The sequence below is a fragment of the Streptomyces sp. NPDC052012 genome (assembly GCF_040689265.1).
Classification (GTDB): domain Bacteria; phylum Actinomycetota; class Actinomycetes; order Streptomycetales; family Streptomycetaceae; genus Streptomyces.
In genome coordinates this window covers 102,565-124,367 of record NZ_JBFAXA010000014.1, presented here as the reverse complement: position 1 = coordinate 124,367, position 21,803 = coordinate 102,565, and the positions used below count along the sequence as shown (strand labels likewise).

Here is a 21,803-nt window from a genome sequence, read left to right as displayed (position 1 = left end):
GTCACGCCCCCGCCGGCGCCGCCGTGCTGCTGCGCACCACCAGGCTCGTCGCCAGTTCCACCCGGGTCGCCGCCTGCTGGTCCTCACCCTTGGCGAGGTCGAGCACCAGCTTGGCCGCCGCCTCCGCCATCTCGGTCAGCGGCTGCCGTACGGTCGTCAGCGGCGGCCCCACCCAGCGGGCCACCGGCAGGTCGTCGAAGCCGACCACGCTCACGTCCTCCGGGATCCGCAGCCCCAGTTCGCGTGCGGCCTCGTAGAGACCGAGGGCCTGAAGGTCGTTGCCGGCGAAGACCGCGGTGGGCCGGTCCTCGCGGCGCAGCAGGGCGAGGCCCTGCCGGTAGCCGGCCTCGTGATGGAAGTCGCCGGTGACGATCAGCCCGGGGTCCACCGGGAGCCCGGCGGTCTCCAGCGCGGCGCGGTAGCCGTCGACGCGGGCGCGGCTGCACATCATCCGCGTGGGTCCGCTGATCGCCCCGATCCTGGTGTGCCCCAGCTCGATCAGGTGCCGGGTGGCGGCGAGCCCGCCCTGCCAGTTGGTCGCACCGATGGAGGGCACGTCGGTGCCGGGGTCGCCCGCCGGGTCCATGACCACGAACGGGATGGAGCGGCTGGTCAGCAGCGCCCGCCCGGACTCGTCGAGGCCGGACAGCACCAGGATCACGCCGTGCGGGCGTCGGGCGGCGACCTGGTCGGCCCAGGTGCGCCCGGGTGTGAGGCGGCCGGCGCTCTCGGAGAGGACGACGCTCAGGCCGGCGTCCCTGGCCACGTTCTCCACACCCCGGATGACCTCCATCGCCCAGGCGCTCTCCAGCTCGTGGAAGACCAGGTCGATCAGCGGCGAGCGGGTGGCCTCGGCGCGCCGTCGGCGGTAGCCGTGGGCGCGCAGCAGCTCCTCGACCCGGCTGCGGGTGGCCGGAGCGACATCGGCGCGGCCGTTGAGCACCTTCGAAACAGTCGGCGCGGAGACGCCGGCCTCGCGGGCGATCTCGGCGAGGGTCGCGGTCTGGGTGCTGCGCCCTTGCGTCCGGGTTTCTGCGGGCTGCGAGGAAGTCATGGCGGCGATCGTATCCCTGCGGGACCTCTTGACGAAGTCCTCGGGCCGCCATAGGTTCCCGGAACATTCGAAATACACTTCGAAACATTCGAACCCAGTCATGGTGAGCGTTCCGAGGAACGTTCGTGAGAGGGCCGTTCGTCCACCCGACAGGAGCTTCATGACCACCGCGCCCTGGCGTGACCCCGCCCTGCCCGCCTCCGTCCGCGTCGACGACCTGCTCTCCCGGATGACCCTGGAGGAGAAGACCGCCCAGCTCTACGGCGTGTGGGTGGGCGCCGACACGGACGGCGAGGGTGTCGCACCGCACCAGCACGACATGACCTCCGACTACGACTGGGACGAGCTGATCACCCTCGGCCTCGGCCAGATCACCCGCTCCTTCGGCACCGCCCCCGTCGACCCCGGTCTCGGCGCGCAGGCCCTGGCCCGCGCCCAGCGGCAGATCGCGGCGGCCGGCCGGTTCGGCATCCCGGCGGTCGCGCACGAGGAGTGCCTGGCCGGATTCACCGCCTGGCAGGCCACCGCCTACCCCGTGCCGCTGGCGTGGGGCGCCAGCTTCGACCCCGAGCTGGTGGAGCGGATGGCCCGCCGTATCGGCGAGGACCTGCGCGCGGCCGGCGTCCACCAGGGGCTCGCGCCCGTCCTGGACGTCGTACGGGATCCGCGCTGGGGCCGGGTGGAGGAGACGATCGGCGAGGACCCGTATCTGGTGGGCACGATCGGCACCGCCTACGTGCGCGGACTGGAGTCGGCCGGGGTGGTCGCGACGCTGAAGCACTTCGCCGGGTACGCCGCCTCGGCCGGGGCGCGGAATCTGGCGCCGGTGCGGGCGGGCGTGCGGGAGTTCGCCGACATCACGCTGCCGCCGTTCGAGATGGCGCTGCGCGAGGGCGGGGCCCGCTCGGTGATGGCCGCGTACACCGAGACCGACGGCGTTCCCGCCTCCGCCGACCCCGGACTGCTGACCCGGCTTCTGCGGGACGAATGGGGCTTCACCGGCACGGTCGTCGCCGACTACTTCGGCATCGGCTTCCTCGAGACCCTGCACCGGGTGGCGGGCAGCCACGCCGAGGCGGCGCACGCGGCGCTGCTGGCCGGCATCGACGTCGAACTGCCCACCGTGAGGTGCTACGGCACTCCCCTGCTCACCGCGGTCCGCGCGGGCGAGATCCCCGAGGAGCTGGTGGACCGGGCGGCCCGCCGGGTGCTGCTGCAGAAGTGCGAACTGGGCCTGCTCGACGAGGACTGGGCCCCCGAGCCCACCGCGCCCCTCGACCTCGACTCGGCCGAGAACCGGGCCCTGGCCCGCCGCCTCGCCGAGGAGTCGGTGGTGCTGCTGGACAACCCCGACGGTCTGCTCCCCCTCTCCCCCGACACCCGGATCGCGGTCGTCGGCCCCCGCGCCGCCGACGCGCTCGCGATGCTGGGCTGCTACTCGTTCCCCTCCCACGTCCTGACCCACCACCCCGGGGTCCCGGCAGGCATCGACATCCCGACGGTCCTGGAGGCGCTGCGCGCCGAACTGCCCGACGCCAAGGTGACGTTCGCCCACGGCTGCGACACCTCGGATCCGGACACCTCGGGCTTCGAGGAGGCGGTCGCGCGGGCCGCCGAGGCGGACGTGTGCGTGGCGGTGCTCGGCGACCGGGCCGGCCTGTTCGGCCGCGGCACCTCGGGCGAGGGCTGCGACGCGAGCGACCTGAGCCTGCCCGGTGTGCAGGCCGAGCTGCTGGACGCACTCGTCGCGACGGGCGTGCCCGTGGTGCTGGTGCTGCTCACCGGGCGGCCGTACGCGCTGGGCCGCTGGCAGGGCCGCCTGGGCGCGGCCGTGCAGGCCTTCTTCCCCGGCGAGGAGGGCGGCCCCGCGGTGGCGGGCGTGCTGTCCGGCCGCGTGAACCCCTCCGGCCGCCTGCCGGTCAGCGTGCCGCACGTCCCCGGCGGCCAGCCGTGGACCTACCTCCAGCCGCCACTGGGCCTCGCGGGCGAGGTCAGCAACCTGGACCCGACCCCGCTGTACGCCTTCGGCCACGGCCGCTCGTACACGAGGTTCGAGTGGGTCCCCGACAGACGCGACCAGGACGTGGAGATCACCACGGACAGCACGTACGACGTCTCCGTGACCGTCCGCAACACCGGTGACCGCGAGGGCGCGGAGGTCGTCCAGCTCTACCTCCACGACCCGGTCGCCTCGGTCACCCGCCCCGACATGCGCCTGATCGGCTATCAGCGGCTGGAGCTGGCCCCTGGCGCGGCGGCGCGCGTGACCTTCCGCTTCCACCCGGACCTCTCGGCCTTCACCGACCGCACGGGCCACCGCATCGTGGAACCGGGCACCCTCGAACTGCGCTTGGCGGCATCGAGCACAGACATCCGCCACACGACCCACCTGACCCTGACGGGCCCGCGGCGCGTAGTGGGAACGGACCGGCGGCTGCGCTGCGAGACGGAGGTGTCGGAAGTGCCGTGAGGCCCCTCAGCCGGAGGCGACCGACTCGAACCGCCACCGGTGGACCGGGCGGGTGAGCAACTCGCCCGGAGGCTCCGGCAGTTCAGGGAGTTCCGCGTCGTACGGGGCGTCCCACCAGGTGATGATCAGGACTCGGTCTCCGGGGGCCCGGAAGGTCTCGCGGCGCAGGGGGGTGCCGGGGAGGTTCTGCGTGCGGGTCCAGGTCAGTAGGTCGCCGCCCCGGCCGGGGACCGCGCGGGCCTCCCACATCAGGGCGACCGTCACGAGTAGAGGTTCTCCTTGCTCAGCTCGTGCACATGGTCGTGGGTGTGCGCCTCGCCGGGGACGTGTGGATCGGTCACCGGCAGGGACGAGTCCGCCGACAGGCCCCAGTCGGAGGCCGGACGGTTCCGCGCGACCATCTCCGCGCCCAGCGCGGCCACCATCGCGCCGTTGTCCGTGCACAGCTTGGGGCGCGGTACGCGCAGGCGGATCCCGGCGGCCTCGCAGCGCTCCTGGGCCAGCGCCCGCAGACGGGAGTTGGCGGCGACGCCGCCGCCGATCATCAGGTGGTCGACGCCCTCGTCCTTGCAGGCGCGCACCGCCTTGCGGGTCAGCACGTCCACGACCGCCTCCTGGAACGAGGCCGCCACATCGCGCACCGGCACCTCCTCGCCCGCCGCCCGTTTGGCCTCGATCCAGCGGGCCACGGCCGTCTTCAGCCCGGAGAAGGAGAAGTCGTACGCCGGGTCGCGCGGGCCGGTCAGACCGCGCGGGAAGGCGATCGCGTCCGGGTCTCCCTCACGTGCGTACCGGTCGATGACCGGGCCGCCGGGGAAGCCGAGGTTCAGCACGCGGGCGATCTTGTCGAAGGCCTCGCCAGCCGCGTCGTCGATGGTGGCGCCCATGGGGCGCACGTCGGAGGTGATGTCGCTCGACAGCAGCAGGGACGAGTGGCCGCCGGAGACCAGCAGCGCCATCGTCGGCTCGGGCAGCGCGCCGTGTTCGAGCTGGTCGACACAGATGTGGGAGGCGAGGTGGTTCACGCCGTACAGGGGCTTGCCGAGGGCGTAGGCGTACGCCTTGGCCGCCGAGACGCCGACCAGGAGCGCGCCCGCGAGGCCCGGGCCCGCGGTGACGGCGATGCCGTCCAGGTCCCGCGCGCTCACCCCGGCCTCCTTCAGCGCGCGGTCGATCGTCGGCACCATCGCCTCCAGGTGCGCCCGGGAGGCGACCTCGGGGACGACACCGCCGAAGCGGGCGTGCTCGTCGACGCTGGAGGCGACCGCGTCGGCCAGCAGGGTGGTACCGCGGACGATGCCGACACCGGTCTCGTCGCAGGAGGTCTCGATCCCCAGGACCAGGGGTTCGTCAGCCATGAATCTCGGTTCCTTGTACGCCGTCCGCCGGGTGCGCCGGCGGGACAGAGGTGGAGGGGTCGGACAGGCGCAGCACCAGGGCGTCCACGTTGCCCGGCTGGTAGTAGCCGCGCCGGACGCCGATGGTCTCGAAGCCGAAGCGCTCGTACAGCTTCTGGGCGCGGACGTTGTCGATCCGGCACTCCAGCATCACTTCGGAGCACTCGAAGGCGGTGGCCGCCCGCAGCAGGTCGGTCAGCAGCCGCGAGCCGAGGCCCGTGCCCCAGTGGTCGCGGCTGACCGCGATGGTCTGGATGTCGCCCTGCTCCCCGGAGGCGGCGAGCCCCGCGTAGCCGACGATCCGGTCGCCCTCCTGGGCGATGACGTAACGCCGGGTCGCCTCGGGTCCGCGGGCGTGGGCCAGCTCGGACCAGAACATGCCCCGGGACCAGGCGTCCTCGGGGAACAGCTCCCGTTCCAGCTCCAGCACGGGTTCGATGTCCCACCAGCGCATCTCGCGCAGCACGACGGTCTCGGATCCGGTCACTTGGGGGTGACCACCTTGTAGTTCTTGGGGACCTGGGCGTCGGGCCGCCGCAGATACAGCGGCCGGGGCGCCGGCAGCGCCTCGCCGGCGGCCAGCCGCTCGGCGGCCAGCCGGGCCAGGGCGGCGGCGGACACATGCTCGGGCTCGTGCGCCTTGGGGAAGGTCTCCGGGTACAGCAGCGCGCCCGCGCCGACCGCGGGCAGGCCCTTGACCTGCTCGGCGATGTCGGCGGGCCGGTCGACGGCCGGGTCGGTGAGGCGGGTGCGGGAGTCGGCGTAGCGGGCCCAGTAGACCTCCTTGCGGCGGGCGTCGGTCGCCACGACGAAGGGGCCCTCCAGGTCGGCCGCGTAGGCCAGTCCGTCCAGCGTGCACACACCGTGCACGGGGACGCCGAGCGCGAGCCCGAAGGTGTCCGCGGTCATCAGGCCGACGCGCAGCCCGGTGTACGGGCCGGGGCCGATGCCGACGACTACGCCGGTGACGGCGTCCAGCTTCCGGCCGGCGTCGGCGAGCACCCGGTCGATCGCCGGGAGCAGCAGCTCGCCGTGCCGGCGGGCGTCCACCTGGCTCGACGAGGCGATGATGTCGTCGCCGTCGTGCAGCGCGACCGTGACGGCGGGGGTGGCGGTATCCAGAGCGAGCAAGAGCACGCAAACAGCCTACGGCTCCCGCGCCTTCGCCACGGCCGCAAGGTCGGGACGGTCACGGACTGCTACCGTCTCGATCGCATACGTGCATCACGGGTCGAAGCGGGACAGAGGTGACGGCGGTGGCAGGGACCAGCTCGGCGATCGTGGCGGGGCTGACCGCGACGGCGCTCGCGACGGTCGGCTTCCTCGGCTACCAGGCGTCCGCGAACGTCCCGGCGGATCTGCGTGCGGCCGCGCAGGCGGGCACGGCCCGGTCCGCCCCCAAGGCCTCCCAGGACGGCGATCGCCCGGAGCCCCTCCCCGCCCGCTCGGGTCGGGGCGTCCGGGTCGTGTACTCCCTGGACCACGACCGGGTGTGGCTGGTCGAGGACGGCGGCGAGGTCGGGCGCACCTTCTCCGTCCGCCCCAGCACGGTGGACCCGGCGCCGGGCACCTACCGGGTCACCTCCCGCTCCAAGCGGGTCACCGGATCGGATGGCATTCCGGTCGAGCACGTGGTGCGGTTCGCCAGCGTCGACGGCACGGTGATCGGCTTCAGCGCGGCGGTGGACGGCTCCATGCCGGAGATCGATCCGTCGGTCCGCACGGGCGGGGTCCGCGAGACGCGGGCGGACGGCGCGGCGATGTGGAGGTTCGCGACGATCGGCCGGAAGGTCGTGGTCGTGCCGTAGGTCTGTCCGTGGACCTGTCCGTCAGCTCTGTCCGTGGGCATGTCCGTGGGCCTGTCTGTGGACCGGCCGTCAGGTCTGTCCGTGGGTCTACGCGGCCTGGCGGCGGTCCGTCACGGGCCGGGCGAGGGGCGGCTCGGGCGCGCGGGGCGGCGTCGAGATCGCGGCCGCCGCGGCGCAGGCGGCGAGCAGATCGCGCATGGGCACCCCGGAAACCGGCTTCGGCTGCGCCGTGGTCCGGCGGTCGCTCTCGGTGGCCGACATGGACGCCTCCTGGGGGCCGGGGGCGGAAGCAGTCAGGTACTTAGGTACACCTAACTACGGGCTGGGTACCATGTGACCACGGCCGGGAGCCGGAACGCAACATTTTCCCGACGTCTTGTCGGAACGTTCATATGAGACCCGAGGGCCTGGTGACGTGACGGCCTGACGCGGCCGCCTACGCCGACAGCACGCTCAGGTCCGCGCCCGACCAGCGCTCGCCCAGGCCCGTCAGCGTCACATGCCGGACCTCGTCCGTCGTGTCGCCGACCGCGCGGTGGATGACGACCTGGAGCCGCTCGTCGGTCAGCTCCTCGACCTTGCCCTCGCCCCACTCCACGACGATCACGGACTCGGGCAACGAGACGTCGAGATCGAGGTCCTCCATCTCGTCCAGCCCCCCGGAGAGGCGGTACGCGTCGACGTGGACCAGGGGCGGGCCCTCGCCCAGGGACGGGTGGACGCGGGCGATCACGAAGGTCGGCGAGGTGACCGCGCCCCGCACGCCGAGTCCCTCGCCGAGCCCCCGGGTCAGCGTGGTCTTGCCGGCGCCGAGCTCACCGGTGAGCATCACCAGGTCGCCCGCGCGCAGCAGCTTCGCGAGCTTGCGGCCCAGTTCCCGCATCTGGTCGGGCGAGGTGATCGTCAGCTCGACGGACTGCGCGGCCCGCGCATCGGACTGCGGGACGGCGGACTGCGCGGACGGCTCGGGCTCAGCCGGGTTGTGCGGTGCTGCTGGTGCTTCCATAGCCACCCACGTTAGCCCCTGCGGGCACCGCACCCGCGCGGGTCAGCAGGTCCGCGAGACGGTCGGTGACGACCTCCGGGTGCTCCAGGATCACCAGATGCCCGGCGTCCGGCACCAGCACCAGCTCCGCCTCCGGCAGCAGATCGGCGATCGCCTCGCTGTGCTCGCTCGGTGTCACCAGGTCCTGCACCCCGGCCAGCACCAGCACCGGCAGATCCGCGAAGTGGGCGAGCGCCTCGGTCTTGTCGTGGTCGTTGAACGCCGGGTAGTACTCGGCGACGACATCGATCGGCGTGGACTCGATCATCCGTTCGGCGAACCGCGCCACGGCGGGATCGACGTCCCGCGACGCGAACGAGTACCGCTTGATGACCCCGGCGAACAGATCCGCCGTCGCCCGGCGCCCCTTCTCCACCAGCTCGGCCCGCTGCCCCAGCGCCTTGAGCACCCCCGGCAGCACCCGCCGCACCGCGTTGACCCCGGCGACCGGCAGTCCGAAGTTGACCTCGCCGAGCCGCCCCGACGACGTGCCGACAAGGGCCACGCCGACGACCCGCTCGCGGATCAGCTCCGGATACTGGTCGGCCAGCGCCATCACGGTCATCCCGCCCATCGAGTGACCCACCAGCACCAGCGGCCCCTCGGGTGCGGCGGCGTCGATGACGGCCTTCAGATCCTGCCCGAGCTGCTCGATCGTGACCGGCTCGCCCCGCTCCACCTGCGCCGCGCCCCGAGCGGAACGCCCGTGGCTGCGCTGGTCCCAGTGCACGGTCCGGACGACGCCCCTGAGCGCGGCCCGCTGGAAGTGCCAGGAGTCCTGGTTGAGGCAGTAGCCGTGACTGAAGACGACGGTGACCGGCGCCGGGGGCTTGCGGCCGAACAGCCGCCGGCGTCGCGCGGGCGCGGCAGTCGTCTCGGGGTCCGGCTCGTCGACCTCGTAGTACAACTCGGTGCCGTCATCGGCGTACGCCTTGCCGGGTGTGCCGCGCAGCGTGCCGTACGGTCCCGCCGAGTCGAGCGCGAGCCGGGCCTTGCGGCGCATGCCCCGGCCCACGGTCATCCGCTCGATGGCGACACCCGCGGCTGCGCCGGTGGCTATCACGCCTATCGCGACACCCGCGATGCCGGTCGCCCGGCGCCATCCGCCGGATGCTCCGGCGGCGGAGGCGACGGCCGCCGTGGCGGCGCTCGCGACGGCCTCCGCACTGCTCTCGGTCACGTACCGCTCCTCTTCGCCGGCTGTTGATCACGGGCGGGGCCCCTGCGTGGGTCCCCCGTCCCGCCCCTCACTCACTTGGACGCGTTCGCGCCGCACAAGGACGCGTTCACCGGAACGCGTTCACACGGACGCCTCGACTGGACTCATGTGCGCGGACGCACTCACTGGACTCTTTTACTCGGACGCACTGACATAGACGCGCGGAACGCGTGGTCCGATCCGGGTGACGATCTCGTACGCGATGGTGCCCGCCGCCTGCGCCCAGTCCTCGGCGGTGGGCTCACCCCGGTCACCGGGCCCGAACAGCACCGCTTCCGTCCCCTCCGGCGGCTCGTCCCCGCCCAGGTCGACGACGAACTGGTCCATCGCGACCCGCCCCGCGACCGTGCGCCACTTGCCCTCGACCAGCACCGGTCCGGCGGAGGAGGCGTGCCGCGGAATGCCGTCCGCGTAGCCGAGGGGGACGAGGCCGAGGGTGGTCGCGCCCGGGGTGACGTAGTGATGGCCGTAGCTGACGCCGTGCCCGCCCGGGACACGCTTGACCAGCGCGAGGGAGGCGGAGACGGTCATCACCGGCCGCAGGCCGAAATCGGCGGGGCTGCCGATCTCGGGGCTGGGCGAGACGCCGTACATCGCGATACCGGGCCGGACGAGATCGAAGTGGCTCTCGGGGAGCGTGAGGGTGGCCGGCGAGTTCGCGATGTGCCGCACCTCGGGCCGAACGCCCTGCGCCTCGGCGTACGTCACCATCTCCCGGAAGCGGGAGAGCTGGGCGGCGATGGAAGGATGCCCGGGCTCGTCGGCGCAGGCGAAGTGGGACCAGAGCCCGGTGATCCGCACCAGCCCGTCCCGCTCGGCCCGCAGCGCGGCGGCGACGAGCTCGGCCCAGTCCTCGGGCTGGCACCCGTTCCGCCCGAGCCCGGTGTCGGCCTTGAGCTGCACGAGCGCGGGCGTGCCGGCGAGGCGAGCGGCCCGGACGGCCTCCTCCAGGGCCCAGACCCCGCTCAGGGACACATCGATCCCGGCCTCGATCGCCTCCCGCCAGGGCCCGCCGGGTGTCCACAGCCAGCACATGATCCGTACGTCGTCCGGCAGCCCGGCGCCGGGCGCACGCAGGGCGAGCGCCTCCTGGGGCGTGGCCGTGCCCAGCCAGGTCGCTCCGGCCTCGACAGCGGCCCGCGCACAGGGGAGCGCCCCGTGCCCGTACGCATCGGCCTTGACCACGGCCATGAGGGCAGCCCCGGGGGCCAGCTCGCGCAGCCGACGCACATTGCCCCGCAACGCGTCCAGATCGATCTCGGCACGGGCCCGGCCTGCGGCACCGGCCCACTGGGCATCTGTCTCACTCATGGTGGGGCCAGTGTCTCAGAGGGGGGAGCGGGCGGGCGGGGCGGCGCCGGTGGGGGGCCTGTCCGTGGCACACCGACTGCGGGTCGTACGCGGCCGGCCGCGCGGTTCCCCGCGCCCCTGAGGCGGGTGCGGTCACCTACCTAGCGCCGCACCCAACCTGCGCAGCCGCGGGCTGCGAACAGCCGCCGGCCGACCTAGCTGCCGACCTAGCTGCGGACAGCCGCCGGCCGACCCAGCTGCCGACAGCCGCCGGCCGACCCAGCTGCGGGCAGCCGTCGGCCGACCTAGCTGCGGGCAGTCGTGCCGCTGGGGCGGCACGGGTGGGCGCAGCGGCACCCCGCAAGCGCGGGCAAGCGAAACCCACCCCCGGCCGGCACCCACACCCGTGCCTACTCAGCCCGCGTCCCGCACCACATCCCGCCAAGCCCCCGGAATCGCCTCAGCCACATCGTGCGCCCCCACCGGCGCCACCCCCGCCCCCGCAGCGCCGCCCGCCGCGAACCGCCCCGCCAGCCCATGCACATACGCCCCCGCACTCCCCGCGTCCACCGCCGAGAGCCCCGCCGCCAGCAACGACCCGGTAAGCCCCGACAGCACGTCCCCGCTCCCCGCCGTCGCCAGCCACGGCGTCCCCGTCGGATTCACCCGCACCGCCCCACCCCCGGTCTCAGCCACCAACGTCGTCGACCCCTTCAGCAGCACCGTCGCCCCGTACCGCCCCGCCAGCTCCCGCACCGCGGCCAGCCGGCCCCCCTCGACCTCCGCCCGCTCGACACCCAGCAGCGCCGCCGCCTCCCCGGCGTGCGGAGTCATCAGCGTCGGCGCCCTCCGCGCCCGCACCGCCGCCACCTCGGCCAGCCGCAACCCGTCCGCGTCGATCAGCACCGGCACGTCCGACGCCACCACCTCCGCGACCGTCGCCGCATCGTCCCCGGCCCCCGGCCCGACCACCCACGCCTGCACCCGCCCCGCATGTGTGGGCCCCCGGTCCGACACCAGCGTCTCAGGGAAGCGGGCGATCACGGCCTGCCCGGCAGGACCGACGTACCGCACGGCCCCCGCACCGCCCCGCAGCGCCCCGGCGACCGCGAGCACCGCGGCCCCCGGATAGCGCCCGGACCCGGCGGCGATCCCGACGACCCCCCGCCGGTACTTGTCGCTCTCCGCCCGCGGCACCGGCAGCAGCCGCGCCACATCGGCGTGCTGCAACGCCTCCAGCTCCGCCTCTTCCGGCAGTTCGAGCCCGATGTCGACCAGCCGCACCGAGCCCGCGTACTCCCGCGCCGGATCGATCAGCAGCCCCGGCTTGTGCGTCCCGAACGTCACCGTGACATCGGCCCGCAGGGCCGCCCCCCGCACCTCCCCGGTGTCGACGTCGACCCCGCTCGGCAGGTCCACGGCCACCACCACGGCCCGCGACCGCTCGGCAGCGGCGGCCAGCGGCACGGCGTCCGGCCGCAACCCGCCCTTCCCGCCGATCCCGACGATCCCGTCCACGACGAGATCCGCCCGCTCGATCAACGCCTCGGCCGCGGACCGGCCGTCTGCCCCGTCCGCCCGCACGGGCCGTCCCCCCGCCCGGCGCAGCGCCGCGAGCCCCCCGGCATGGGCGCGCTCCGGAGCGAGGAGCACCGCGCTCACCCCAGCCCCACGCCGGGCCAGCCGCGCCCCGGCGTACAGGGCGTCACCTCCGTTGTCCCCGCTGCCGACCAGCAGCACGACCCGGCTGCCGTACACCCGCCCCAGCAGATCCGCGCAGGTCGCGGCCAGCCCCGCGGCGGCGCGCTGCATCAGCGCCCCGTCCGGCAGCCGTGCCATCAGTTCGCGCTCCGCCGTCCTGACCGTCTCCACGCTGTACGCAGTACGCATGCGTCCGAGTCTCCCGCACGGGCCGCCTCAACTCCCGTACCACGGAACCCGGTCGCACCCATTGACGTACGACCATGCCCACGACCACACTCACGCGCCCCGCCGGGTGAATCGATTCAGTCGAACGGATTCGACCGGACGACGACAACCGGATGACGACATCGACCGGACGACGACATGAGAGGCCGTGAACCCATGGGCCGCAGAGCCGCACTCCTCACCGCAGCCGCCACCACCACCGCACTCCTCACCACCGCGAGCGTCATGACGGCCCCCACGACCGCAGTCGCCCGCGCAGCGGCCTGCGGTGACGGCACCTACCACGCGGAGGCCGTGCGGAACGGCAGCACCTGGACCGCCCGCCGCGGTGGCAGCACCGTCCACACGGGCACGGACATGCGAGCGGCCGTTCAGGCGGCGATCAGCAGCCTGACGCCGGGCCGTACGGCGAAGGAACGAGTCGTGGTCCGCGGCTCTGGCTCGATCTCCGCCGGCTCCCGCATCTCGCTGCCCAGCTACACCACCCTGGACGTCTGCGGCACCATCGACGTCACCGGTACCGGCACCGGCGACCAGGCCCCGGTCTACTCCCGCGGCACCCGCGACATCGAGGTCCAGCACCTGAACGTCACCGGAGCCCCGCTGTACGGCGTCTTCCTGCGCAACGTGCAGAACGCGACCCTCGGCCAGATCGACATGCGCCTGTCCCGCGGCCTCGGCATCCGCGTCGACAACCGCGGCGACACCAGCCAGTGGACGCGCAACGTCCGCATCGACAACGTCTACGTCTCCGGCGCGTCCAGCCACGCGGTGGAGACATACGGTGTCGACGGCCTGACCGTAGGCACAGTGACCGCCCGCAACGTCGGCGAATCGGGCCTCCTCCTCAACCAGACCATCAACGCCACGGTCACCAAGGTGGACGCGGAGAACGCCGGCACCGGCACGGGCTACGCGGCCTTCCGCATGGCCAACCGCAACGGCCGCGTCGGCAGCTCGTACCCCACGAACATCCGCGTCGGCGAGGTCATCGCACGCGGCGGAGGCCGGGGCGTCTTCTGCGTCTCGGAGAGCGGCGGCGCGACGATCGACCGGGTGACGCTGTCGAACACCGGCAACAACTCGGTCCTGATCGAGAACTGCTACAACGTGACGCTGGCCGCCCGGAGCGGCACGATCGACGGCGGCGGCGAACTCCGGCTGGCGGCCCGCTCGGAGTTCCCGAACAACCGGGACATCACCATCCAGAACCTGACGGTGACGAACAGCGCGATCCGCGAGAACCCGTGCGGCGAGAACACGACGTTCCGCAACAACACGCTGATCAACAGTAGCCAGTCGATCTGCTAACGCCGCCGATGACGCACGAGCGCGAAGACGACGGTGAGCACGGCGGCAACGACGAGCATGGCCTGCCCCCAGACGGGGAGCTCGACTCCGGCCCCGGGAAAGCCGAGCACGACCACGCTTCTCACCCCTCAGCGACCACGACGGCGGAGGCGACCCCGGCATCATGACTGAGCGACACATGCCACGACCGCACACCCAGCTCAGCGGCCCGCGCGGCCACGGTCCCCGTCACCCGCAGCCGGGGTTGCCCACTGTCCTCGACGTACACCTCGGCATCGGTCCAGTACATCCCCCCGGGTGCCCCCAGGGCCTTCGCCAACGCCTCCTTGGCGGCGAACCGCGCGGCGAGCGAGGCCACCCCCCGCCGCTCCCCACTGGGCAACAACAACTCACTCTCGAGGAAAAGCCGCTGAGCCAACCCGGGCGTCCGCTCCAGCGACGCCGCGAACCGATCGATCTCAGCAACATCAATCCCGACACCGATGATGCTCATGGGGGGCACCTTACGGGGCCGGGTCCCACGGGCCGCACATCCGAAAGCACCATCGGACTGCCCCGCTCCAGACCTCCCTCCGGCCAAGTCGGCTGCCTGACCAGGTGGTCACCTCTTGCGATCGGGGCTCCACACATAGACCCCTGGGGCCGTCTCGATGACTTCGAGGGGCCAGGCCGACCGGACCTGTTCCAGGCGCCGACGGTGCTCGGCGATCCAGTCTCCTTGTGGTCGGACTCCCAGGAGCGCAGTTAGACGGTCCGGATCGCTGATCTGGATCGACAGCCGGCCGTCGTCGTGCATGTGGATGTCGAGGCTCGGGCCGCGGTCGCCGCCGAGGCTGACCGTCCGGCCCGGCCTCACGTTGGACAGCTCCTGCTCCCAGGAGTCCAGGTCGCCCGGGAGGAGGGAGAGATCGAGCCGGGCGTCGAGGAAGCTCGCGGAGGCGAGTACGTCCGAGCGCAGGATGTCGTGACCGGTCAGCACGCCCGGCTGGGACCGTCCCGTCACCCGCACGATGCAGCGGTTCCCCTCCGGATCGACAAGGTGGACAAGGTCTGTCGGTGCGGGCTCCGTCACGAGTTCCTCGCTTTCGTGCGCTGGTCTGGCCTGCATCGTCGCACCTCACGGAACCAGACCTGCGTCGGCCGCTCACCGCTGAACTCATGCGGCGTGCAGGCGAGACGCGGCCGCGCCCCGCCACCTCGGGAGCCGGAGAGCTACTCCACCGTCACCGACTTCGCCAAGTTCCGAGGCTGATCCACCTCGTTCCCCCGCGCCGTAGCCAGCTCGCACGCGAAGACCTGCAGCGGCACCGTCGCCACCAGCGGCTGGAGCAGTACCGGAGTCGCCGGGATCCGGACCAGGTGGTCCGCGTACGGAACCACCGCCTCGTCCCCCTCCTCCGCGATCACGATCGTCCGCGCACCCCGCGCCCGGATCTCCTGGATGTTGGAGACGATCTTGTCGTGGAGGACGGACCGGCCCCGGGGCGACGGCACGACGACGACCACCGGCAGGTCCTCCTCGATCAGCGCGATCGGCCCGTGCTTCAGCTCGCCCGCCGCGAAGCCCTCCGCGTGCATGTACGCGAGTTCCTTCAGCTTGAGCGCGCCCTCCAGAGCGACCGGATACCCCACATGCCGCCCGAGGAAGAGCACCGTGTTCTTCTCCGCCAGCGACCGTGCCAGCTCCCGCACCGGCTCCATGGTCTCCAGCACCCGCTCCACCGCCCCGGAGATCGACGACAGGTCCCGCACCACCGCCCGGATCTCGTCGGCCCACTTGGTGCCCCGCACCTGCGCCAGATACAGCGCGACGAGATAGCAGGCGACCAGCTGCGTCAGAAATGCCTTCGTCGAGGCGACCGCCACCTCCGGCCCCGCGTGCGTGTACAGCACCGCGTCCGACTCCCGCGGAATCGTCGAGCCGTTGGTGTTGCAGATCGCCAGCACCTTGGCGCCCTGCTCGCGGGCGTGCCGTAGCGCCATCAGCGTGTCCATGGTCTCGCCGGACTGGGAGACGGCGATGACCAGGGTCTGCTGGTCGAGGATCGGATCCCGGTACCGGAACTCGCTCGCCAGCTCCACCTCGCACGGGATCCGCGTCCAATGCTCGATGGCGTACTTGGCGATGAGACCGGCGTGGAAAGCCGTACCGCACGCCACGATGACGACCTTGTCGACCTCGCGCAGCACGCTCGCCGGGATCCGCACCTCGTCCAGCGACAGCGAGCCGGAAGCGTCGATACGCCCCAGCAGCGTGTCGGCGACGGCCTTCGGCTGCTCGGCGATCTCCTTGAGCATGAAGTAGTCGTAGCCGGCCTTCTCGGCGGCCGACGCGTCCCAGTCGACGTGGTACGAACGCACGTCCGCCGGACTGCCGTCGAAACCGGTGACGGTCACCGTGTCCCGGCGCAGCTCGACCACCTGGTCCTGCCCCAGCTCGATCGCGGACCGGGTGTGCGCGATGAACGCGGCGACGTCCGAGGCGAGGAAGGCCTCGCCCTCGCCGACGCCCACGACGAGCGGCGAGTTGCGCCGCGCGCCGACCACCACGTCCGGCTCGTCGGCGTGGACGGCGACCAGCGTGAACGCCCCCTCCAGCCGCCGGCACACCAGCCGCATCGCCTCGGCGAGATCCGCGCAGGAGGAGAACTCCTCGGCGAGCAGATGAGCGACGACCTCGGTGTCCGTCTCGGACGTCAAGTCATGGCCGCGCTCCGCGAGTTCTTCCCTGAGCCCGGCGAAATTCTCGATGATCCCGTTGTGCACGACGGCGACCCGTCCGGCGTTGTCGAGGTGCGGGTGAGCGTTCGCATCGGTCGGCCCTCCGTGCGTGGCCCACCGCGTGTGCCCGATCCCGGTCGTGCCCGTCGGCAACGGCCGCTCGCTCAGCTCCTTCTCGAGATTGACGAGCTTCCCGGCCTTCTTGGCCGTGGCCAGACCGCCGTCCGCGAGAACGGCCACCCCCGCCGAGTCGTATCCCCGGTACTCCAGCCGCTTCAGCCCGGCGGTCACCACATCGAGCGCCGACTGCGTCCCCACGTATCCCACGATTCCGCACATGCAGGGCACCCTACGATCCGTCAGCCCCCGGAAACGGCCTCCGCCTGCCCGAAATCGGAAATTCCCACCACCGTACGAACGGCCGGACCGGCCCCGGCGAAGGTAGCCTCGGCCGTCATGAACCACCGTCAGCGCAAGAAGCTCACCCGGCGCCTCTTCGACGCGATCCTCATGGACGACACGGCCGGGGTGAGGGCGGCTCTGCGGGCCGGTGCCGACCCGGAGGGACGGGACGGCGAGGGCACGACCCTGCTCTATCAGGCCTCCGTGAGCGGACACGCGGACATCGCCCGCCTCCTCCTGGCCGCCGGTGCCCACCCCGACACCGAGAGCAGAGGGCTCGGTGCGGAGGGCACGCCGTTGTGCGCGGCCGCGTGCTGGGGGTACATCGACGCCGTACGGGAACTGCTCGCGCACGGCGCCGACCCGGACCTCCGCGAGGACCACGGCACCGGCCGCACCGCCCTGGAGTGGGCCCAGGACTGCGGGCACGCCGAGACCGCGGAGCTTCTCGTCACGGCGGGGGCCGCACCGCGCACGACCGCGTGACCGTCCCCGCCGAGAATCAGCCGAGAATCAGCCCAGCTTGCCCACCTGAGCGGCCACCACGTCCGCCGGCACATCGAAGTCCTCGCCCGTCCCCATCGCGGCCAGGTTCACCGCGCTGAAGGTCACGAGCGTCGCGCCCTTGCGGACGATGACGAGCTTGCTGGGGGCCTGGACGTTCTCGTCGGCCGCCACCGTCAGCGTGATGGCCGCGCCCTCGTCGCCGCCCTCGGGGGCAGCGGTCGTGGCCACCTTGGTGACCTTCATCGGCTCGCCGCCCACGGTGGCCGTGAAGCCGCCCGCGCACTTCTCCGCGGCGGCGTTCAGGCCCTTCACCGCCTCCTCGGCGCCTCCGTCCTCGTACGACGCGAGGTTGATCAGCATCTTGTCCACGTCGAGGGCGGCCAGCAGGGCGTCCTCGGGCTTGGTGTCCTTGGACGGCTTCTTCGGCTCACCGGTCCAGGACCGCTTCGTCGTCGCCGCCGGCTCGCCCTGCGCGACACCCGCCTGCGCGTACGCCAGCGGCAGGCACGCGGCGTCCTCGGTCTTCACCTGGTCCTTGGCGATGTCGTCCGTCGCGGCGACCTTGGTGGCGACCTTGCCGTCCTTGACGTCCGACTGCGCCAGCCCGGCCTTCTCCAGCTCGGCGGCGGTCAGTGCCTTCGCCGCCGGCGCGGCCGCGGCGGTCGACTCGGACGCGCCCTTGCCCTCGCCGCTGTTGTCGTCGTCGCCCGAGCCGCCGCAGGCGGTGGCGAGCAGGGCCAGGGCGGCGGCGGAGGCGGCGAGCGCGGTACGGCGGACGGCTATGGCTCTCACGTTGGGAACTCTTTCTGCGACTCTGCGGACGATCTTCCGCATGCTGTGCGCGCACTGTACGCACGGCAGACGCACAGGGGACACACAGACGATCACCCAGGCATCACCCGGTACCCGACCGTGATCACCACGTGATCCCGGCGGCAGGCGTGACGCACCCCACCCGCCATCCGGTTCAAACAGCGTTAACAATGGACTGTGATCTCTCCGGTCTCCTCGACCCCCCGGAGCGCCCACCGGCAGCGGCCGGAGGCGACTCCCTACGTCGATCTCACCCGCGCCGAGTGGAGCGCGCTGCGCGACAAGACGCCGCTGCCGCTCACCGCCGAGGAGGTCGAGCAGCTGCGCGGCCTCGGTGACGTCATCGACCTCGACGAGGTGCGGGACATCTACCTGCCCCTGTCCCGGCTGCTCAACCTGTACGTGGGCGCCACCGACGGCCTGCGCGGTGCGCTGAACACCTTCCTCGGCGAGCAGGGCTCCCAGTCGGGTACGCCCTTCGTCATAGGCGTCGCCGGTTCCGTCGCCGTCGGCAAGTCGACCGTCGCCCGGCTGCTGCGCGCCCTGCTGTCCCGCTGGCCCGAGCACCCTCGCGTCGAGCGGGTCACCACCGACGGCTTCCTGCTGCCCACCAAGGAGCTCCAGGCGCGCGGCCTGATGTCCCGCAAGGGCTTCCCCGAGTCGTACGACCGCCGCGCGCTCACCCGCTTCGTCGCCGACATCAAGGCCGGCAAGGACGAGGTCACCGCGCCCGTCTACTCCCACCTGAAGTACGACATCATCCCGGGCGAGAAGCTCGTCGTGCGCCGCCCCGACATCCTGATCGTCGAGGGGCTGAACGTCCTGCAGCCCGCCCTGCCCGGCAAGGACGGCCGCACCCGGGTCGGTCTCGCCGACTACTTCGACTTCAGCGTGTACGTCGACGCCCGCACCGAGGACGTCGAGCGCTGGTATCTCGACCGCTTCAAGCGGCTGCGCGAGACCGCGTTCCAGAACCCCTCCTCGTACTTCCGCAAGTACACGCAGGTCTCGGAGGAGGAGGCCCTCGACTACGCGCGCACGATGTGGCGCACCATCAACAAGCCGAACCTCGTGGAGAACATCGCCCCCACCCGGGGCCGCGCCACCCTCGTCCTGCGCAAGGGCCCGGACCACAAGGTGCAGCGCCTGAGCCTGCGCAAACTGTGACGGCTACGCTGCCGCCATGCTGCACCTGCGCCTGATCACGCCCGCGGAGAAGACCGACGACGTGGTCCGCCTCATCGAGTCCACCGTCGGGACGACGCACTTGTGCGTGCTGCCGGGCGCCGCCCGCAACCCCGCCGGGGACGTCGTGCTGTGCGACGTGGCCCGCGAGGCGGGCGACGAGCTCCTCAGCGAGCTCCAGAGCCTCGGCCTCGACACGTCGGGGTCCATCGCCGTGGAGAACATCGACCTGTCGCTGTCCAAGCGGGCCGACAGGGCGGAGGAGGAGGCGCCGGGCGAGGGCGCGGACGCGGTGCTGTGGGAGCACCTGACCGACGCCACCCACGAGGAGTCGACCCTGTCGATCACCTACCTGGCGTTCATCACGCTGGCCACGATGATCGCCGCCTGCGGTGTCGTCCTGGACAACGCGATCCTGATCGTGGGCGCGATGGCGGTCGGCCCGGAGTTCGGTCCGCTGGCCGGTATCTCGACCGCGGTGGTGCAGCGCCGGCCCCGGCTCGCGGTGCGCTCGATGATCGCCCTGCTGGTGGGCTTCGCCGTGGCGATGGCGGTGACGGTGGGCTTCAGCTTCTTCATGGATGCGGTCGGCCTGTTCTCGCAGGAGCAACTGGACGCCGACCGACCGCAGACCGGTTTCGTCTACGCCCCCGACTGGTTCTCGTTCGTGGTGGCGGTCCTGGCCGGAGCGGCGGGCACCCTCTCCCTCACGTCCGCGAAGTCCGGCGCCCTGGTCGGTGTCGCCATCTCGGTGACGACCGTCCCGGCCGCCGCGAACGCCGCCGTAGCCCTGAGCTACGGCGACACCCCCCAGACCTGGGGCTCGACGGAACAGCTCCTTTTGAACCTGCTCGGCATCACCGTCGCAGGCACCTTGACCCTGGCCGCCCAGAAGGCCCTGTGGTCGGCCCAACGCAAGCGCCTCACAAGAAACGCCGGGTAGGGAAACACCCTCAGGGGCGCGGGGAACTGCGCGACAAGCCACGACGCACTCGCAGCCCGCGACGAAGCAGCGCCCCCACCCCGAACCCGGCACCCCCACTTACCCGAGCGCAGACTTCACGACATCCGCGAGCCGCCCCGCCACGGACCGAGCCTGATCGATGTCGGCCGCCTCGACCATCACCCGAACCAACGGCTCGGTCCCGGAGGGACGCAACAGCACCCGCCCGGTGGTCCCCAGCTCCCGCTCCGCCTCGGTCACCGCCGCCGCCAGCTCCGCCGACGTCCTCACCCGCGACTTGTCCACATCGGGCACATTGATCAGCACCTGCGGCAGCCGCTCCATCACGGCCGCCAGCTCCCGCAGCGAGCGGCCCGTCTCGGCGACCCGCGCCGCCAGCAGCAGCCCGGTCAGCGTGCCGTCACCGGTCGTGGCGTGGTCCAGCACGATCACGTGCCCGGACTGCTCACCGCCGAGCGCGTACCCGCGCTCCTTCATCTCCTCCAGCACATACCGGTCGCCGACCGCGGTCTGCACGACCTGGATGCCCTCGCGCTCCATCGCCAGCTTGAAGCCCAGGTTCGACATCACGGTCGCGACGACGGTGTCCGAGCGCAGTGCCTCCCGCTCCCGCATCGCCAGCGCGAGCACGGCGAGGATCTGGTCCCCGTCGACCTCCTCACCGGTGTGGTCCACGGCCAGGCACCGGTCGGCGTCCCCGTCGTGCGCGATGCCGAGGGCGGCCTGGTGCTCGACGACGGCGGCCTTGAGCTGGTCCAGGTGGGTCGAGCCGCAGCCGTCGTTGATGTTGAGGCCGTCCGGGTCGGCGCCGATCGTGACGACCTCGGCGCCCGCCCGCGTGAACGCCTCCGGCGACACCCGGGAGGCCGCGCCGTGCGCCTCGTCGAGGACGATGCGCAGCCCGTCGAGCCGGTTCGGCAGGACGCCGACGAGGTGCGCGACATACGTGTCGAGGCCCTCCTCGTAGTCCCGCACCCTGCCGACACCGGCCCCGGTCGGCCGGTCCCAGGGCGCACCGGTGCGGTGCTCCTCGTAGACGGCCTCGATACGGTCCTCGAGCTCGTCGGCGAGTTTGTGGCCGCCGCGGGCGAAGAACTTGATGCCGTTGTCGGGCATGGCGTTGTGGCTCGCGGAGAGCATCACGCCGAGGTCGGCGCCGAGCGCGCCGGTGAGGTGGGCGACCGCGGGCGTCGGCAGCACGCCGACCCGCAGCACGTCCACACCGGCGCTGGCGAGGCCCGCGACGACGGCTGCCTCCAGGAACTCCCCGGAGGCGCGCGGATCACGGCCGACCACGGCGGTGGGCCGGTGTCCCTCGAACGTGCCCGCCTCGGCCAGTACGTGCGCGGCGGCCACGGAGAGGCCGAGGGCCATCTCCGCCGTCAGGTCCGCGTTGGCGACACCGCGCACGCCGTCCGTGCCGAAGAGTCGTCCCACTTGTCCTCCTGAGGAAGCATCAATGTCGAAAGCCGCGCCGAGGCGATGTCGGAAGCGGTGCCGGGGCTCTGGACGGTCGCGATGCGAGTGCGGCTCGGCATCGCCCGGCTGGATCCGGGGCAGGCCGTGCCCGGCATCCGAGCGGGCCGGCCCAGCACGACCATCCGATCACATTAGCCTTTGAGCGCCTTGTGTCGTTATACGCCCACGGCAGTGATACACGAACGCCCCGGCAGCACAGTGGCGTGCCG

21 protein-coding genes are annotated in these 21,803 nt (G+C 72.4%); 6 read left to right on the top strand and 15 right to left on the bottom strand.

Annotated features, from left to right (window positions below; all coding sequences use genetic code 11):
* Position 1 precedes the first annotated feature (1 nt).
* Positions 2 to 1,054 (bottom strand): LacI family DNA-binding transcriptional regulator, encoded by a 1,053-nt coding sequence (locus AB0412_RS22560; RefSeq protein ID WP_366404346.1) that lies wholly within the window; start codon positions 1,052 to 1,054, stop codon positions 2 to 4.
* A 160-nt stretch (positions 1,055 to 1,214) separates the two neighbouring features.
* Between AB0412_RS22560 and AB0412_RS22555 the strand changes: the two genes are divergently transcribed.
* Positions 1,215 to 3,524, top strand: coding sequence for a glycoside hydrolase family 3 N-terminal domain-containing protein (locus tag AB0412_RS22555; RefSeq protein WP_366404345.1), 2,310 nt, complete (start codon positions 1,215 to 1,217; stop codon positions 3,522 to 3,524).
* Positions 3,525 to 3,530: 6 nt separating this feature from the next.
* Here AB0412_RS22555 and AB0412_RS22550 read toward each other — a convergent pair whose 3' ends face one another.
* From AB0412_RS22550 to tsaB, 4 genes are read right to left on the bottom strand one after another with little or no spacing between them, the layout of a single operon-like run.
* The gene (locus AB0412_RS22550; RefSeq protein WP_366404344.1) at positions 3,531 to 3,788 is read right to left on the bottom strand and encodes a hypothetical protein; all 258 of its coding nucleotides are present in this window, start codon (positions 3,786 to 3,788) and stop codon (positions 3,531 to 3,533) included.
* Positions 3,785 to 4,882, bottom strand: coding sequence for a tRNA (adenosine(37)-N6)-threonylcarbamoyltransferase complex transferase subunit TsaD (gene tsaD, locus AB0412_RS22545; protein WP_366404343.1), 1,098 nt, complete (start codon positions 4,880 to 4,882; stop codon positions 3,785 to 3,787). The genes AB0412_RS22550 and tsaD overlap by 4 nt, the downstream gene beginning before the upstream one ends.
* Complete coding sequence (gene rimI, locus AB0412_RS22540) at positions 4,875 to 5,375, bottom strand: ribosomal protein S18-alanine N-acetyltransferase (RefSeq protein WP_366404380.1); 501 nt, start codon at positions 5,373 to 5,375, stop codon at positions 4,875 to 4,877. Before rimI ends, tsaD begins: the two co-directional genes overlap by 8 nt.
* 29 nt (positions 5,376 to 5,404) lie before the next feature.
* Positions 5,405 to 6,058: a tRNA (adenosine(37)-N6)-threonylcarbamoyltransferase complex dimerization subunit type 1 TsaB gene (gene tsaB / locus AB0412_RS22535; protein WP_366404342.1), complete on the bottom strand. Its 654-nt coding sequence runs from the start codon at positions 6,056 to 6,058 to the stop codon at positions 5,405 to 5,407.
* Between the two features lie 119 nt (positions 6,059 to 6,177).
* Here tsaB and AB0412_RS22530 point away from each other — a divergent pair, with 119 nt between their 5' ends.
* The gene (locus AB0412_RS22530) at positions 6,178 to 6,729 is read left to right on the top strand and encodes a hypothetical protein (protein WP_366404341.1); all 552 of its coding nucleotides are present in this window, start codon (positions 6,178 to 6,180) and stop codon (positions 6,727 to 6,729) included.
* An 87-nt stretch (positions 6,730 to 6,816) separates the two neighbouring features.
* On the opposite strand, the gene AB0412_RS22525 is transcribed toward AB0412_RS22530, so the two are convergent.
* From AB0412_RS22525 to AB0412_RS22505, 5 genes are all read right to left on the bottom strand, one after another.
* On the bottom strand, positions 6,817 to 6,990 hold the full coding sequence (locus AB0412_RS22525; protein ID WP_366404340.1) for a hypothetical protein: 174 nt from the start codon (positions 6,988 to 6,990) through the stop codon (positions 6,817 to 6,819).
* A 175-nt stretch (positions 6,991 to 7,165) separates the two neighbouring features.
* Positions 7,166 to 7,735 carry a tRNA (adenosine(37)-N6)-threonylcarbamoyltransferase complex ATPase subunit type 1 TsaE gene (gene tsaE, locus AB0412_RS22520; protein WP_366404339.1) on the bottom strand — a complete coding sequence of 190 codons (570 nt, stop codon included), beginning with the start codon at positions 7,733 to 7,735 and terminating at the stop codon, positions 7,166 to 7,168.
* On the bottom strand, positions 7,701 to 8,954 hold the full coding sequence (locus AB0412_RS22515) for an alpha/beta hydrolase (protein WP_366404338.1): 1,254 nt from the start codon (positions 8,952 to 8,954) through the stop codon (positions 7,701 to 7,703). The genes tsaE and AB0412_RS22515 overlap by 35 nt, the downstream gene beginning before the upstream one ends.
* 174 nt (positions 8,955 to 9,128) lie before the next feature.
* A complete protein-coding gene (gene alr, locus AB0412_RS22510; protein WP_366404337.1) occupies positions 9,129 to 10,304 on the bottom strand; it encodes an alanine racemase in 1,176 nt (391 codons plus the stop codon).
* Between the two features lie 393 nt (positions 10,305 to 10,697).
* Positions 10,698 to 12,173: an NAD(P)H-hydrate dehydratase gene (locus AB0412_RS22505; RefSeq protein WP_366404336.1), complete on the bottom strand. Its 1,476-nt coding sequence runs from the start codon at positions 12,171 to 12,173 to the stop codon at positions 10,698 to 10,700.
* Between the two features lie 195 nt (positions 12,174 to 12,368).
* Here AB0412_RS22505 and AB0412_RS22500 point away from each other — a divergent pair, with 195 nt between their 5' ends.
* Positions 12,369 to 13,523: a hypothetical protein gene (locus tag AB0412_RS22500; protein ID WP_366404379.1), complete on the top strand. Its 1,155-nt coding sequence runs from the start codon at positions 12,369 to 12,371 to the stop codon at positions 13,521 to 13,523.
* Positions 13,524 to 13,644: 121 nt separating this feature from the next.
* Here the strand turns inward: AB0412_RS22500 and AB0412_RS22495 are convergent, their stop codons facing one another.
* The 3 genes from AB0412_RS22495 to glmS form a co-directional block, all read right to left on the bottom strand.
* Positions 13,645 to 14,016, bottom strand: coding sequence for a holo-ACP synthase (locus tag AB0412_RS22495; protein WP_366404335.1), 372 nt, complete (start codon positions 14,014 to 14,016; stop codon positions 13,645 to 13,647).
* Between the two features lie 108 nt (positions 14,017 to 14,124).
* Entirely contained in the window at positions 14,125 to 14,631 is a 507-nt protein-coding gene (locus tag AB0412_RS22490) for a DUF5959 family protein (protein WP_366404334.1), read from the bottom strand.
* A 104-nt stretch (positions 14,632 to 14,735) separates the two neighbouring features.
* Complete coding sequence (gene glmS / locus AB0412_RS22485; RefSeq protein ID WP_366404333.1) at positions 14,736 to 16,583, bottom strand: glutamine--fructose-6-phosphate transaminase (isomerizing); 1,848 nt, start codon at positions 16,581 to 16,583, stop codon at positions 14,736 to 14,738.
* Between the two features lie 117 nt (positions 16,584 to 16,700).
* Here glmS and AB0412_RS22480 point away from each other — a divergent pair, with 117 nt between their 5' ends.
* Entirely contained in the window at positions 16,701 to 17,132 is a 432-nt protein-coding gene (locus AB0412_RS22480) for an ankyrin repeat domain-containing protein (protein ID WP_366404332.1), read from the top strand.
* Positions 17,133 to 17,159: 27 nt separating this feature from the next.
* On the opposite strand, the gene AB0412_RS22475 is transcribed toward AB0412_RS22480, so the two are convergent.
* On the bottom strand, positions 17,160 to 17,945 hold the full coding sequence (locus AB0412_RS22475; RefSeq protein ID WP_366404331.1) for a hypothetical protein: 786 nt from the start codon (positions 17,943 to 17,945) through the stop codon (positions 17,160 to 17,162).
* Positions 17,946 to 18,143: 198 nt separating this feature from the next.
* Here AB0412_RS22475 and coaA point away from each other — a divergent pair, with 198 nt between their 5' ends.
* Positions 18,144 to 19,133, top strand: coding sequence for a type I pantothenate kinase (gene coaA, locus AB0412_RS22470; RefSeq protein WP_366404330.1), 990 nt, complete (start codon positions 18,144 to 18,146; stop codon positions 19,131 to 19,133).
* Between the two features lie 16 nt (positions 19,134 to 19,149).
* Entirely contained in the window at positions 19,150 to 20,094 is a 945-nt protein-coding gene (locus AB0412_RS22465) for a DUF389 domain-containing protein (protein ID WP_366404329.1), read from the top strand.
* A 99-nt stretch (positions 20,095 to 20,193) separates the two neighbouring features.
* On the opposite strand, the gene glmM is transcribed toward AB0412_RS22465, so the two are convergent.
* Complete coding sequence (glmM, locus tag AB0412_RS22460) at positions 20,194 to 21,552, bottom strand: phosphoglucosamine mutase (protein WP_366404328.1); 1,359 nt, start codon at positions 21,550 to 21,552, stop codon at positions 20,194 to 20,196.
* Positions 21,553 to 21,803: the final 251 nt, after the last annotated feature.

Bases quoted from the DNA above. Each gene is read 5' to 3' on its own strand.
- AB0412_RS22560 (WP_366404346.1), bottom strand. From the start codon at position 1,054: ATGACTTCCTCGCAGCCCGCAGAAACCCGGACGCAAGGGCGCAGCACC.
- AB0412_RS22555 (WP_366404345.1), top strand. From the start codon at position 1,215: ATGACCACCGCGCCCTGGCGTGACCCCGCCCTGCCCGCCTCCGTCCGC.
- tsaD (WP_366404343.1), bottom strand. From the start codon at position 4,882: ATGGCTGACGAACCCCTGGTCCTGGGGATCGAGACCTCCTGCGACGAG.
- rimI (WP_366404380.1), bottom strand. From the start codon at position 5,375: ATGCGCTGGTGGGACATCGAACCCGTGCTGGAGCTGGAACGGGAGCTG.
- AB0412_RS22525 (WP_366404340.1), bottom strand. From the start codon at position 6,990: ATGTCGGCCACCGAGAGCGACCGCCGGACCACGGCGCAGCCGAAGCCG.
- tsaE (WP_366404339.1), bottom strand. From the start codon at position 7,735: ATGGAAGCACCAGCAGCACCGCACAACCCGGCTGAGCCCGAGCCGTCC.
- alr (WP_366404337.1), bottom strand. From the start codon at position 10,304: ATGAGTGAGACAGATGCCCAGTGGGCCGGTGCCGCAGGCCGGGCCCGT.
- AB0412_RS22505 (WP_366404336.1), bottom strand. From the start codon at position 12,173: ATGCGTACTGCGTACAGCGTGGAGACGGTCAGGACGGCGGAGCGCGAA.
- AB0412_RS22500 (WP_366404379.1), top strand. From the start codon at position 12,369: ATGGGCCGCAGAGCCGCACTCCTCACCGCAGCCGCCACCACCACCGCA.
- AB0412_RS22495 (WP_366404335.1), bottom strand. From the start codon at position 14,016: ATGAGCATCATCGGTGTCGGGATTGATGTTGCTGAGATCGATCGGTTC.
- AB0412_RS22490 (WP_366404334.1), bottom strand. From the start codon at position 14,631: ATGCAGGCCAGACCAGCGCACGAAAGCGAGGAACTCGTGACGGAGCCC.
- glmS (WP_366404333.1), bottom strand. From the start codon at position 16,583: ATGTGCGGAATCGTGGGATACGTGGGGACGCAGTCGGCGCTCGATGTG.
- AB0412_RS22480 (WP_366404332.1), top strand. From the start codon at position 16,701: ATGAACCACCGTCAGCGCAAGAAGCTCACCCGGCGCCTCTTCGACGCG.
- AB0412_RS22465 (WP_366404329.1), top strand. From the start codon at position 19,150: ATGCTGCACCTGCGCCTGATCACGCCCGCGGAGAAGACCGACGACGTG.